The organism is Streptomyces sp. NBC_01433, assembly GCF_026340105.1.
GTDB lineage: Bacteria > Actinomycetota > Actinomycetes > Streptomycetales > Streptomycetaceae > Streptomyces.
In genome coordinates, this window is sequence record NZ_JAPEPM010000002.1 from 57,848 (window position 1) to 71,168 (window position 13,321).

Here is a 13,321-nt window from a genome sequence, read left to right on the forward strand (position 1 = left end):
CGATGGTCCGGACCAGTGGGACCGGGACGGCGACGCCCCCTGATACCAGCCGGGCCCCGGGCAAGCCCGCCCCGCAGTGGGATTTGGGCAACCGGGGCACCGCAGGAACCCACCGCTCACTGCCCACTGTCAGTTGGTGTCGTCGAGGGCGAGGTCGGGGCGCAGGCGGCGCCAGGAGGGGTGGCGCAGGCGTCCGGCCCTGGTGCGGGTTGCGTAACGGACTTCGCCGACCAGGCGCGGCAAAACCCATCGCGCCCCGGTGGCCGGTGGGGTCTCGGTGAAGGGGCAGGTGTCGACCGAGGCGGCTTTGAGGAGTCCGGCGAGGGCGGTGCGTTCCGTGTCGCTCCATCCGGTGCCGAAGCTGCCGACGTACCGCAGGGTGCCGTTCTCGTTGCGCTGGCCCATGAGGAGGGCGCCGGACAGTCCGGCGAGACGGCCGCGGCCGGGCACCCAGCAACCGACGATGACATCGACGGTGGGGACGCGCCTGGGCGCCGTGACCGGTGATCACCGCCGGTACCGACCGGCTCGGGCCCGCCAAGCCACAGGCTTCGAGTACTTCGCGGCGCGATCGCGAGAACCGGGTCCCCGTGGGCCTCCAGCATAAAACTCCACAAGTAACTTTACCAAGCCGCTTGTGGAGTTTTATGCTGGAGGCATGGCTATGAACCCCAGGCCGCAGGACTCCACCGCGGCCGCTGAGCACCTGAACGACGCGATGAAACGACTGCGGGCACGACTGCGCGTGGAGTCGGGGCAGCACAGGACGGGGCTGAGCGCCACCCAGCTCGGCGTCCTGGCGAGCGTCGCGCGTGAGGGCCCGATCACCGCGGCCCGGCTCTCGACCGTCGAGCACGTGAGCGGGCAGGCCATCGCCCAGAGCCTCGCCGTGCTCAAGGCAGCCGGGCTGGTCCACAGCGAGCCCGACCCGAAGGACGGACGCAAGAAGCTGATGAGCGCCGACCCGTCCGCGACCGAGCTGATCGACAAACTGCTTTCGGGCCGTGCTGCCTTCCTCACGCGCGCCATCGACCACGTCGTCGCCGCGGACGAGCGCAAGGACCTGGACAAGGCGATCGAGCTGCTCCAGCGGCTTGCCGATGCCGACCTGGACGAGGGCGCCATATGAGAACGACCGCTGTCGAGGGCGAACACACCCCGCGTGAGCTCGGCCGCAAGCCCTTCGCATGGACGTTCACCACTCCGCTCTATGTGGGTTCCAGCCTCAACCCGATCAACAGCTCCATCATCGCCACCGCGCTGGTGCCGATCGCCACTGACCTGAACGTCGCCGTGGGCGCCACGGCCGTCCTCGTCTCGTCCCTCTACCTCGCAAGCGCCGTCGCCCAGCCGACCGCCGGCAAGCTCGCCGAGGTCCTCGGCGCCCGCCGCGTCTTCCTTGCCGGGATCGTGTTCGTGCTGCTCGGCGGTGTGGTCGGCAGCCTGGGCCAGAACCTGGCGATGCTGACCGTCGCTCGCGTCCTGATCGGCCTCGGCACCTCCGCGGCGTTTCCGTGCGCCATGGTCATGGTGCGGCACCGCGCCGCTCAGGCCGGACTCGACCAGCCGCCCGGCGGCGTACTGGGCGGCCTCGCCATCGCCGGCATGGCCACCGCCGCCGTCGGCCCGCCCATCGGCGGACTGCTCGTCGGCGCGGCAGGCTGGCGCTGGGCGTTCCTCATCAACATCCCGGTCACCGCCATCGCCCTGGCGATGGCACTGCGGTTGCCCAAGGACCCGCCGCTCGATCGTGCCGACAGCGGCTTTCGCACGATCGCCCGCCGGATCGACCTGGCCGGCATCGTCGGATTCGCTACCTCGATGACCTCCCTGGTCGTCTTCCTGATGAGCCTGCCGGGCATCAACTGGGCCGCACTCACCGTCTTCGTCGCAGCCACGATCCCCACCCTGTGGTGGGAGCTGCGCCGGACCGCGCCCTTCTTCGACCTGCGCGCCCTGTCCTCCAACGGCGCCCTGAGCCGAACCTACCTGCGCCAAGCCCTCACCCTGCTCGGCGTCTACTCGATGATGTTCGGCCTCACCCAGTGGATGGAGGCCTCCTACGGCCTGTCCACTGTCCAGACCGGGCTGATGCTGCTGCCGATGGGCGCCGTCTCCGCGCTGCTGTCCCGGCCGCTCGCCCGCCGCAACCTGGTGCGCGGACCAGTCATCGCCTCTGCGGTGAGCATGCTGCTCGGCTCGATCGGCATCATGTTCCTGGATTCCGACAGCCCCGTCCTCGCGCTCGTCCTCCTCTCACTGGTCTTCGGTGTCACCACTGCCACGACCACTGTCGGCAACCAGACGGCGCTCTATCTCGCAGCGCCGGCCGACCAGATCGGCACCGCCTCGGGCCTGTTCCGGACCTTTGGCTACCTCGGCACCATCACCTCATCGGTGATCGGCGGCATCGCCTTCCGTCACGGAGCCAGCGACCACGGCCTGCACAGCCTTGGCGTCGTCCTCGTCCTGGCCGGCCTCGCGGTCCTGCTGCTCACCCTCCTCGACCGCGCTCTGATGCAACGCCACGCCACCGCCTGACGGCCGCACATGGCACTGCCGCACTCTTGAACCTGCTAGGAGAACTCTTCAATGACACCATCTGCTCCCGCCGTCCCCGCACTCGTCCCCGAGCGGACCGCCCTGCTGGCGATGGACTTCCAGAACGGCATCGCCCCTCTGAGCCCGGAACCCGACGCGCTCATCGCACGGGTCCGGAACGCGATCGCAGACGTGCGCGCCGCCGGCGGCACCATCGGCCACGTCCGTGTCGCCTTCACAGAGGACGACTGGGCGGCCGTCCCCGACCGCAACAAGTCCTTCAGCTCACTCGCGGCGTCCAAGGCGATGCATCATGAGCACGACGCCACACAGATACACGAAGACGTCTTCCCTCGTGAGGCGGACATCGTCGTCCGCAAGGTCCGCTTCGGCGCCGCCTCGACCACCGACCTGTACGGCCAACTGGCCGACCGCGGCATCGACACCCTGATCCTCACCGGCATCAGCACCAGCGGGGTCGTCCTGTCCACACTTATGGACGCCGCAGACCGCGACTACCAGATGTACGTCCTGTCCGACTGCGTCGCCGACCGCGACCCCGAAACCCACCGGATCCTGGTCGACAAGGTCTTCCCCTCACGCGCGCACATCATCGACACCGCCCGGCTGCGGACACTGCTGGCAGCCGGCTGACTGCAGGCAGATACAGCGTGCACGGCGCGGCCGGCACCAGTCACCCTGTTGCCACATCACCGGGACCGGCACCTCTCAAGAAGTCCAAAGCCACGAGCGCCGCCGGAGCCACCGCAGCGCCGCCCCGTTCTCACTCACGGCCCGGCACCCCGCGCCGTCGGCCCGGCCGGAAGTGCCACGGACGTGAGACCGGCCGACCGGGACACAGCGAGAGACAGAGGCGAAGCTTCTGGTCACGACATCGACACACGCCACGGAATCTGAGCCTGGCCCGTCAGAGCCTCCATCGTCATCACCCACAAGGGTGATCACCTCGCCGCGGTCGCTACCCGTGACGAAGGCCGGCCACGTCCGTGAGACTAAACAGCCCGGCCACGGTGCCACTTATGGCGTCATGGATCTGCGACTCCCCTGCGGGGGCGCGAATGATCCAGAAGCGACCCGGGTCAGGGTCGCCAGCCCGTGCAGGGCCGCCCAGAACGCCTCGGTGCCATCAAGGGCGACAGCGCCGATAATCTCGCGCTTCCCGCGAGCGCTTAGCAGTGCGCCGGCCCTCGGTCATCACCGACGACGTGCCCACACCGTCCTCCGCCGTCGCGCCGACGGCGGAGGACGAGGACATCCATCCCGACCTGCTCACCCCCACCGGCCGTGGCAGAAGACCCCGGCGTACCCAGAGCACACCGACTTCGCCGCCCTCCAGATGGTGAAGTTCCCGGGCCCGCCTCGCCCACCCTGACAGAGCGTCACTCTGACTACAGAGAAATACTCGTCGCTTCGCGGCAGCTTCGAGAAAGCCACGCCGATCAGCTGTGCTAGTGGCTCGTCTCGGATCCTTGGCCGGTTAATTGATTCGTTGTCCGTTGCCCGGCAGGCTGCTTCCAGACCGTGATCGTGGAGGTGGCTGTGGGGCGTCGTCCTGGAGTGTTCGTCCGGCCAGTGAGTATAGGGTCGGCGGCTGCAGCGGATCAGCCGGACTACGAAGGATCCTGTGAGGCTTCGGCGAGCCATCGTGGTGATGATGTCGGCCCAGGGCCAGTCGGTGCCTGACATCACGTCGTTGATGCAGGTCAGCGCCGACTATGTGCGTGACGTCATTCATGCGTTCAACGAGCGGGGGTTCGACGCGCTGGACCCAAAATGGAGCGGGGGACGCCCCAGGACAATCGGTAGCCAGGTGCGCGAGCACATCTGTCTGATCGCCCGGACGTCCCCCGCCGACTGGAAGATCACCTCGTTCTCCACCTGGAGCCTGGCCAAACTGGCCGAACACCTGGTCAAACAGCAGGTCGTCCCCGCCGTCAGCCGCGAGACCCTGCGCCGGATACTGCGCGAGGGCAAGGTCTCCTGGCAGACCACCACGACCTGGAAGTCCTCGAACGACCCGGACTTCATCACCAAGATGCACCACGTCCTGGCTCTCTACGACACCCCACCGCCCGATGGCCGGGTCGTCTGCGTGGACGAGTTCGGGCCGCTGAACCTGATCCCCCGCAAGGGCAAGGCATGGCGACCAGTCCGCTCACCGCGCCGGCTCCGGGCCACCTGCAACCGCTACGACGGCGTCATGCACATGCTCGCCGCCCTCGACCTGGCCACCGGCCGGATGTACTACCGCATCCGCCACCGCAAACGCTGGCGCGAGTTCCTGTCCCTGCTCAAGGCCCTGCGTGCCCGCTGGCCCGGGGAGAAGCTGCACATCGTGCTCGACAACTTCTCCCCGCACAAGCATCCGAACGTCCGGGCCTGGGCCACGGCCAACGACGTCGAACTGGTCTTCCTGCCGACCTACGGATCGTGGCTGAACTGGATCGAGTCCGAGTTTGCCGCCTTACGCTACTTCGCGCTCAACGGCACCGACCACCGCAGCCACGGCGAGCAGAACGCCGCCATCGCCGCCTACATACGCTGGCGCAACGCCCGAACCGAACCGAAAACGGCGTTCGCACCCGAGTCACCCATCCGTGCCTGGACCCAGTACCCGGCGAAGCCGGCCTGAGAAGTCCTCCACAGGCCCCTCCGGGACCGGCGCCCACGTCTCCATGGCCGCCACGATCTCCGCCAGCCGGGACTCGAAGGCCACCACACCGACCTCGCCAGCTCCGTATCCCTGCCACAGTCCGACGAGCTGATCCTCCCGCTCGCCAAAGTCGATCAACTTGTCGGCGAGTGCGAAGCCGTCCAGAGAAGACTTCCCGACCTCAAGCACCCAACGGCTCGCGGCCGCGTCCGCGGTGATACCGCGACCCGCCAGCTCGACGACCCTGAACGGCACCCCGGGGTGAGCTGCCACAGCCAGAAACACACCCAGCGACACTGAGTTCCGCACGGCGTTCTCCGCCACCCGCCAAACCCTCCCCACAGCAGCAAGCCGTACGGTGATCACGGCAAGTCGGCAGCCTACAGAGATACCCGGACAAGGATCTGAGACGAGCCACTAGCCACGATCGGGGTCGCGCTGGGCGCCTGATACGACGCGCCCCGCATCGCCGCCTTCGTGGACGACCTGCCCGTCCCCGGCCGACGGATCTCGCCCGCCTCGATGTGCGTTGTCACAAGTCCCGGCTTCACATGGATCTGGCACTGCTCCTGGGCCAGATCGACCTGCGCCTTGAGCCGGCCGTTCATCTCCCACCGCAGCCCCTTTCCCGGTTCGGGGAAGGGGGGTGTCAGGGTGATGTTCTCCATTTCGAAGACATAGAAGTCGTTACCGCGGTCTTCGACCAGATCGGCAGCCATTGGCCAGAGAGGTCAGTGTGAGGTCCCAAGTCCCTTGGCGTACCGGGAGACTGTGACCTGTCGGGATCCGAGGCGTCGCGCGCCCACGACTACGTTCCCGTCTCGTGGGTGTGGCCGTTCCCGCTTCCTCGCGCCGGTTCTGAGCCGCTCGACCAGTGAGTCGTCGCCGGGCGAGTACCGGGTGCCCGCCACAACGACGAGGCGGACCACGGCTCAGATGATGTCGAAGCGGTCGGGCCGGCAGCCGTCGGCGCCCTGCCCAGGTGATGGCCCGGACGCCGAAGATCCGGGCCGGATCGTGCGGCCCTGGCCGAGCGCGAGGCTGCCCTGTCCGCCATGGACAGGCGCGTGGGGCACCGGTGCGCTCCACCCCGCTCCATGTCAGCTGTGGGGGCCCGGCCTCGGGGTGCGGTTGACATCTGCGGTGCACTAGCTACTCTCGATATTGCTAAGAATATTGGTAATCAATGAACAGAGGTAAAATGGGTGCCGACCCGACCACCGAGCCGTACCGGTGGCGATGGCTGATCCTGGTGGTGATGATCGTTGCGGAGGTCATGGATCTCCTGGACGCGTCGATCGTCAACGTCGCAGGTCCCGCGCTGGAGGAGTCCCTCGGTGCCAGTTCCGTCGGTCTGCAGTGGGTGATCGGCGGCTATGCCCTCACACTGGGGGCCGGCCTGGTCCTGGGCGGCCGGCTCGGTGACCGCTATGGGCGCCGCCGGATGTTCCTGACCGGTCTGGCGGCCTTCACGCTGTGCTCGATGCTGTGCGCGTTGTCTCCGAACATCGAGTCGCTGATCACCTTCCGGCTGCTCCAGGGCACTGCGGGGGCGATGCTGCTTCCGCAGGGCCTGGGTTTGCTGCGCGAGAACTTCTCCGGGCCCGAGCTCACCAAGGTCTTCGCGATCTTCGGTCCCGTGCTCGGCCTGGGTGGCATCATCGGCCCGGTTCTGGGCGGCTTCCTCATCGAGGGCGACTTCTTCGGCCTCGGGTGGCGCTCGGTGTTCCTGATCAACCTGCCCATCGGGCTTGCGGCCTTGGCCATCGCGGCGAAGTTCGTCCCGAAGAAGCAGGGCGATCGCACCGTGCGCGTCGACATGGTCGGCGCGGGCCTGGTCGTAGCGTCCTGCGCGTTGATGGTACTGCCGCTGAACCAGGGGCAGGAGGACGGCTGGCCACTGTGGACCTGGCTGTGCATGGTCGCCTCAATCGTCGGATTCAGCCTGTTCGCGCTGCAGCAGCGCCGCACCGCCGCGGCGGGCCGTGAGCCCCTGGTGACCCCGGGTCTGCTGCGCAAGCCCGCCTTCACCGTCGGGCTCGGCGGTATCGCCCTGTTCTTCGGCGGGCTGATCGGCACGCAGCTCGTGCTCACGCTGTTCCTGCAGATCGGCCAGCACTTCAGCGCCGGGGACGCGGGCCTGGGCAACCTGCCTCTCGCGGTGGGTACAGCGATCGGCGGCGCGGTCAGCGGCGCGTTCCTCGCCGACAAGATCGGCCGCATGGTCCTCCAGGTCGGGCCACTGATTCAGCTCGCCGGTGCGGCGCTGCTCTGGTTCGAGCTCGACAGTCTGAGCGCCGGTTCGTTCTCGATCTGGGACATCGCCCCGGGTGTGGCGGTGGCCGGTATCGGAGCGGGCATGGTGATCGCCGCCCTGTTCAGCTTCATCCTCGCCGCGGTCGATGACGACGAGATCGGTTCCGCCTCCGGCGTGCTGTCCGCGGTGCAGGCCATCGGCGGCTCCATCGGTGTGGCGATCTTCGGCTCGGTGTTCTTCGCACAGGCAAAGACCGGTGACTTCACCGCCGGCTTCCACCATGCGCTGATCGTCCAGGCATGTCTGCTGGCGGCGTTCTTGGCCATCACCTTCCTGCTGCCGAAGAAGGGCCGGCCCGAAGAGGAGCAGCACGGCATCACCCCCTCTGCTTCCGACAGCGGTTCTGCCGGTTCCGGTGCGAAGCGGGACGTCGCTGTGTGATCCCCGGTCCGGTGCCGCCAGAACGGCGGCCCCGGACCTGCACGCGTGGAGCGCACATGAGGAAGGCAGCGAGGGAGCGTTGTGGCCCATCGGAATGTCCTGGTCGCGGGAGCGGGCATCGCCGGCCCGACCTTGGCCTACTGGCTGCACCGCCACGGCCTCGCGGCCACGGTGGTCGAGCGTGCCCCCGCCGTACGGGAGGGCGGGCAGACTGTGGACCTGCGGGGCGCCGGACGCACCGTGGCCCGCGAGATGGGCCTGACGACCGCCTACTTCACCATCCCCGGTGAGCCCCGCGACGGGCGCTGGGCACGTTGGTACAACGCTCCGGAGGGACGCGTGGTCACCCTGCGCCCCGACAACCGCGGCACCACCCGCGCCTCACTGTCCTTCCTCTCCCGACCTCACGGGGACGAGCAACACGAGAAGTTGGTGCCGGAAGCGCAGAAGCAGCTCCTGCACCGCATCTTCCGCGAGGCCGGCTGGGAGACGGCCCGCGTCCTGGCGGCCATGGACACCGCGCCGGACTTCTGCCTCGACTGCGTCAGCCAGGTGCGCATGCCCCGCTGGTCCCACGGCCGCGTCGCCGTGCTCGGGGACGCGGGGTACTGCCCCTCGCCCCTGAGCGGCATGGGCACCAGCCTCGCCTTCACCGGCGCGTACGCCCTGGCCGGCGAACTCGCCCACCATGCCCATCATGAGCAGGCGTTCACCCGTTACGAGGAGGTCCTGCGCCCCTACGCCGAGCGGGCCAAGGACCTGCCGCCCGGCGTACCGCGCGTCGCCGTACCACGTACCCGGACGGGTATCCGCACCCTCCACCTGGTCCTGCGGGCCGCTGCCCTGCACCGCTTGGCAGGGCGGCTGAACCGCTTCCTCGTCCCGCCCGCCGACACCTTCGCCCTGCCCTCCTACAGTCTGTAGATCTCACGCATCATTGGTTGCCAACGCCCCAAGCTATCCAGGAGCAGCTTCCACGCCATGACTGCCAACCAGCCCACCGATCCCCAGCCCGCGGCCCCAGCGGAGGGCCCCATCCGCGACCAGCTGCGGAACCTGACCCGCCGCCAGCAGCGGTTCGAGCGGTACCTGGGCCGGCAGATGCACGTCGATCCCGCCGGACTTGCGGTGATGGACCGTCTCGTCAGCGCCGGTCCGGCGACGCCGAGCGAACTGGCACGCGAACTCACCACGTCGACGGCGGCGATGACGCTGGTCATCGACCGCCTGGCGGACGGCGGACACGTGAGCCGGCAGCCGCATCCCAGCGACCGGCGCAAGGTGCTCGTGACACCGGCGGAGCACTGGGAGGAGACCGCGTTCGAACACGTCGAGCCCCTTGTCGTGGGCATCGGCGAGATTGCCGAGTCCATGACAGCCCAGGAGCAGGCCACCGTGGCGGCGTTCCTCAAGCGGGCGGTGGCCGCATACGACCGGGCAACCAAAGCGTAGACGGCCTGCCCCGATCGCGGCTTCCAGCCCCCTGTGAGTCCGGCGGTGCTGTCGCCGTCGCCCGGGAGCGGGCCACGAGCGGCGCCGACGGTCGCTTGGACGAGCCCGGCGGCGCCGCGCTCCGGGTGCGACCGGCTCACCTCCGAGCAGCACGCGGGGCTCGTCGAGTTGGGCATGGAGTGGGCGTAACGGTGGCAGCAGGGCGATGATGCCGGACACGTCATGCCCGCCGGCAACCGATGATCCGCATCATCGTCAGAAGTGTCGGCCTCGGATCGGCATCCAGGTCACACTCGCGTCAGGAAGCGCTGCCGGGGGCATCCGGTCGCGTCCACTCCCCGGCCAGGCCGCAACTCGTCCAGGCGGTGACCTCTGGAGATACACGCCGCTGATGAGTTCTGGCGGTGCCGGGAACTTCGCATCGGGATCCCCGGACCCGGGAGGCCGGGGGAAGGTCGTGTCGTGACTGCTGCGTCTCCCAGTGGCCCATTTCCCGTCGATCTCGGACATGTTTTTGCGACGTTGTATTACGTTTTGTGCGTTGAGAGACTTGAGAGAGATGTTCGGAGGCTGCTGTGAGTGTCATCCGTCGTCCGGCGATGCGCGTGGTCATGGTCCTGCCGTATGCGCTGATCGTTCTCGTCATCGTGGTGGACGTCCTCGCGGGATCTGCCATTCTGCTGTCGTTGCTGGCAGCCCCGGCCGCGCTCGCCTCCGCCACCGGCCGCCCTCGCTCCGTACTCCTCGTGGGCGTTCTGGCGTTTGTCGTGTGCATCGGGGCCTTCGTGGCGGACGAGGGGGTCACCGAGGAGCGCGGGGCGGTGGCGCTGAGCGCGGTCGCGCTCGTCGCACTGGCCGCCGCGTACGCCAGCGACGTCCGACTGAAGGCCGAGCGTCGGCTGGTGGGCGTCCAGACAGTCGCTGACGCGGCCCAGAACGTGATCCTGAGACCGGTGCCCCGACGCAGCGGGCATTTCGATCTCGCGGTCTCCTACATCTCCGCGACCGTCGGCGCCCGGATTGGTGGTGACCTCTACGAGGCGCTGCCCCACCCCGGCGGCCTGCGCATCATCGTGGGCGACGTCCAGGGCAAAGGCCTCACAGCGGTCGGGGCCGCCGTCACGGTCCTGACCGCCTTCCGTGCGGCCGCACCGGCCGACGACTCTCTCCAGGAGGTGGCCGAACACATCGAGGAGGCGCTGGAGCGCCGTGAAGAGGGCGAGGAGTTCGTCACAGCGGTGCTGGCCGACTGCACCGAGCGCGGGGACGTGACACTCCTGAGCTTCGGCCATCCGCCGCCTCTGGTGCGCCGGGCCGGCGGCACCGTCCTGACGGCGGAACCGGAAGTCCCCGGGCCGCCTCTGGGCCTGCCTGGAGGACTTGCCGCGCTGCACGAAGACGGACCGGGTCGGTTCGCGCTCCGGCTGGAGCCCGGGGACCGGATGCTCTTCTACACCGACGGCACTACCGAGGCACGCAACGCCGAAGGTGAATTCTTCCCCCTGCCGGACCACACAGACCTGCTCGGCGAACCGGACCTCGCGGACGCTCTTGCAGGACTGCGGGACCAACTGGCCTCCCATGTCCAGGGGCCGCTCGACGACGACGCGGCAATGCTGCTGCTCCGGTTCGCCCCTTCGACGGACGGGACCTGAGAGACCCGGACCGCTGAGCTGCGCGCGCACGGACACGTGTGCTTGCCCCTGCCGGACACCCGGTCCGAGGTCGACTGGGCGCAGTTGCGGGCGGTCGGGAAGGGGCGGCGGTCTCCGCTCGCGTCGCTGCGCGCGGAGCAGGAGGGGGGCGGCAGCAGGCGTGGCCGAAGCCATCAAGCTCCCAGCACTCCTCGGAGTACACGGTCCGTTTCTCGGCCGCAGGCCGGGCCACTGGCCGCAGCGACAAGTGCGGCAGCCCGTTGCGCCGGAGTCACCGTCGGCCGGGTGACCACGTGCGAGGAGTTGATCTCTATCGTGTGCGACTTGGCGCGCTTGGTCGCGAAGCGCTCCACATCGGGGGTGATGGCCTTGTCGTTCCTGGCGACAATGAACCAGGGCGGATTCGTCCTCCACGCCGCCTTGGTCGCGTTCTGAGCGAACCCGGTGTACGGGACCGGCCGTGCCGGGGGCACGGTGCGCTCCCGGCAAGGGCGGAGCGTGATATCCCCCTGCCGACCGCGTAACACTGCCGGGCCGCTATTCGCCCGGAGCCCCGGCCTCCGTGTGGGGTGTGAACCTGCTCAATGCCGCGCCGGCTCCGGGGACACGCTTGTCTGCTATTCGGCCGTTGGGGTGGGGAAACGATTCCGCGACCGGACGGATGCGCGTCACCAGGGCATTTCGGACTCACCTGCGGGCGCACGCGGTAGTTGTGGCGGATGGACGATCCCTTTGCCTTATGCCCAGTACGGACAGGAACAGCTCCGTCGGACGACTCGCACATCTCCGATGGCCAGGAAACCGGTCCGGTTCAGACAGCTGCCGCGACGAGGGCGGCCATGGCTGACGGTCGGTCAGTACCGTGGCAGCCGGGCTGAGGAAGCGCGGCCCCGCTCGATCAGCTCGACTGCCTGGCGCTGCCGCGGGAAGCTGCGCATGTGCTGGAGCATGCGGGCCAGCGCACGGCCGACCTCGTTGGAGCCGACGACGTGCGGGTAGTGGTCGAGGAAGATGTGCCAGTGCGTGCAGGCCGCTTCGAGCTGGCCGTCGGCTACCAGCGCCTCCGCGAGGCGGGCCTGGGTGAGAGCGTAGGGGCGGTGCCGGCCCGGGTCTCGATGCAGGACTGAGGCCTGGAAGGCAAGTACAGCCTCGCCCGGACGTTGCAGTGCTTGCAGCGTCCGGGCGCGTCTGTACTCGATGCCCGCCTCCGGGTAGACGGTGAACGCGCCACCGTGGCCGTCTGCCCGGCCATGGGCGTCCGCGCTGTCCACGAGGTCGACCGTCGCATCTTTCCCGTTGTGCCGTGCGGCATGCGTGTGGCCGCGCTGGGCGAGGACGAAAGCCAGGACTGCCGGATCGTTTCGCCCCGCGCACTCGACAGCGGAGTCGGCGAGGCAGTGTGCCTGATGAATATGGCCGAGGCTGAGGGCCTGGACGCTCATGGCGCGCAGAGTGATCGCGTAGGAGTGCCGGTTCCCGGCCTCGCGGGCCAGTTCCAGGGCAAGGCGGTAGTACCGGTCGGCCAGACCGTGATGCCCGCTGTCGGCCGTCATGAAGGCCAGCAGGTGGACCAGCCGGGCACAGTGGTTCAGCACGTGGGGATTGACGCTGTCCCCTGCCGGAACCGACGTCAGCCGGGCCGCGTTGTCCGCCAGGTAGGCCGCCAGTGCCGAGCGGATGTAGGCACCGCCATGAGCGCCGACCAGGCCGGCGAAGAGCTCCACCATGGTATTCAGGAACTCCTGGTCCGCCGATGCGTGGAGCTCCCCGCCCGGCCCCGGATGAGACGGGTCCGGTCTCCATACCGGTGGACTGTGCGGAACCAGCAAGTAAGCGATGCCGACGAGGGCCGCCCGTTGATTCGGGTCGGCGTCCTGGCCGCACAACGCGATGAGCGCGGGAAGCCCGCCGCCGCCTTCCCGCCCGGTACCGGGCGGCAGACGACCGGAACCCGGCAGGCGGTCGGGATGGGTGAGCCCGGCGTCCTCGGCCGAGATCAAACGGCCGGCCCGAAGGCTGAGCGCCTGGGCGACCAGGTCGGGCACCGGTCCACGGGGCCGGGAGCCCCTGAGCCAGTGCGCCACGGACGTACGGTCGTAGCGCAGCCGCAGCCCCCGAGCCTCCCCCAGCGCGTTCACCGCACGGGCCAGATCCGCGGCACTCCAGGATGTGGCTTCAAGAAGAACAGCGAGCTTCTCGTTGGCAACGCCACGCGGCATAGCCATGTCCCCTTCCGCTCCTACCACGCGGCGGGTACGCGCATGTCGCGGGTCCAGAACTGATGCCCGCCACGCCGCTCTG

The 13,321-nt window shown here is 68.8% G+C and carries 13 protein-coding genes and 1 pseudogene; 8 read left to right on the plus strand and 6 right to left on the minus strand.

All coding sequences use genetic code 11. The annotated features are described in order from the left end of the window. Positions 1-129 precede the first annotated feature (129 nt). Positions 130-580, minus strand: a pseudogene (locus OG413_RS27920) (ATP-dependent DNA ligase); the annotation flags it as partial. Between the two features lie 78 nt (positions 581-658). Between OG413_RS27920 and OG413_RS27925 the strand changes: the two are divergent. The 4 genes from OG413_RS27925 (at position 659) to OG413_RS27940 (ending at position 5,194) form a co-directional block, all read left to right on the plus strand. After that, complete coding sequence (locus tag OG413_RS27925) at positions 659-1,129, plus strand: MarR family winged helix-turn-helix transcriptional regulator (protein WP_266810538.1); 471 nt, start codon at positions 659-661, stop codon at positions 1,127-1,129. Beyond that, a complete protein-coding gene (locus OG413_RS27930) occupies positions 1,126-2,541 on the plus strand; it encodes an MFS transporter (protein ID WP_266810539.1) in 1,416 nt (471 codons plus the stop codon). The genes OG413_RS27925 and OG413_RS27930 overlap by 4 nt, the downstream gene beginning before the upstream one ends. A gap of 51 nt (positions 2,542-2,592) precedes the next feature. Further along, a complete protein-coding gene (locus tag OG413_RS27935; protein ID WP_266810540.1) occupies positions 2,593-3,195 on the plus strand; it encodes a cysteine hydrolase family protein in 603 nt (200 codons plus the stop codon). Between the two features lie 991 nt (positions 3,196-4,186). Next, the gene (locus tag OG413_RS27940; RefSeq protein WP_266810541.1) at positions 4,187-5,194 is read left to right on the plus strand and encodes an IS630 family transposase; all 1,008 of its coding nucleotides are present in this window, start codon (positions 4,187-4,189) and stop codon (positions 5,192-5,194) included. Here OG413_RS27940 and OG413_RS27945 read toward each other — a convergent pair. The 3 genes from OG413_RS27945 to OG413_RS27955 all read right to left on the minus strand — a co-directional run bounded on the left by OG413_RS27945 (position 5,150) and on the right by OG413_RS27955 (position 6,291). Then, on the minus strand, positions 5,150-5,581 hold the full coding sequence (locus tag OG413_RS27945) for a hypothetical protein (protein ID WP_266810542.1): 432 nt from the start codon (positions 5,579-5,581) through the stop codon (positions 5,150-5,152). The genes OG413_RS27940 and OG413_RS27945 overlap by 45 nt on opposite strands. Before the next feature lie 14 nt (positions 5,582-5,595). Then, positions 5,596-5,934 carry a hypothetical protein gene (locus tag OG413_RS27950; protein WP_266810543.1) on the minus strand — a complete coding sequence of 113 codons (339 nt, stop codon included), beginning with the start codon at positions 5,932-5,934 and terminating at the stop codon, positions 5,596-5,598. A gap of 213 nt (positions 5,935-6,147) precedes the next feature. Further along, positions 6,148-6,291 (minus strand): hypothetical protein, encoded by a 144-nt coding sequence (locus tag OG413_RS27955; protein ID WP_266810544.1) that lies wholly within the window; start codon positions 6,289-6,291, stop codon positions 6,148-6,150. Between the two features lie 125 nt (positions 6,292-6,416). Between OG413_RS27955 and OG413_RS27960 the strand changes: the two genes are divergently transcribed. The 4 genes from OG413_RS27960 (at position 6,417) to OG413_RS27975 (ending at position 11,020) form a co-directional block, all read left to right on the plus strand. Beyond that, entirely contained in the window at positions 6,417-7,913 is a 1,497-nt protein-coding gene (locus OG413_RS27960; protein ID WP_266810545.1) for an MFS transporter, read from the plus strand. 81 nt (positions 7,914-7,994) lie between these two features. After that, the gene (locus tag OG413_RS27965) at positions 7,995-8,837 is read left to right on the plus strand and encodes an FAD-dependent monooxygenase (protein ID WP_266810546.1); all 843 of its coding nucleotides are present in this window, start codon (positions 7,995-7,997) and stop codon (positions 8,835-8,837) included. A gap of 57 nt (positions 8,838-8,894) precedes the next feature. Continuing rightward, positions 8,895-9,365, plus strand: coding sequence for a MarR family winged helix-turn-helix transcriptional regulator (locus OG413_RS27970; RefSeq protein ID WP_266810547.1), 471 nt, complete (start codon positions 8,895-8,897; stop codon positions 9,363-9,365). Between the two features lie 575 nt (positions 9,366-9,940). Next, positions 9,941-11,020 (plus strand): PP2C family protein-serine/threonine phosphatase, encoded by a 1,080-nt coding sequence (locus OG413_RS27975; RefSeq protein ID WP_266810548.1) that lies wholly within the window; start codon positions 9,941-9,943, stop codon positions 11,018-11,020. 173 nt (positions 11,021-11,193) lie between these two features. On the opposite strand, the gene OG413_RS27980 is transcribed toward OG413_RS27975, so the two are convergent. After that, positions 11,194-11,493 (minus strand): hypothetical protein, encoded by a 300-nt coding sequence (locus OG413_RS27980; RefSeq protein WP_266810549.1) that lies wholly within the window; start codon positions 11,491-11,493, stop codon positions 11,194-11,196. Positions 11,494-11,874: 381 nt separating this feature from the next. After that, positions 11,875-13,245 (minus strand): tol-pal system YbgF family protein, encoded by a 1,371-nt coding sequence (locus tag OG413_RS27985; protein WP_266810550.1) that lies wholly within the window; start codon positions 13,243-13,245, stop codon positions 11,875-11,877. Positions 13,246-13,321 lie beyond the last annotated feature (76 nt).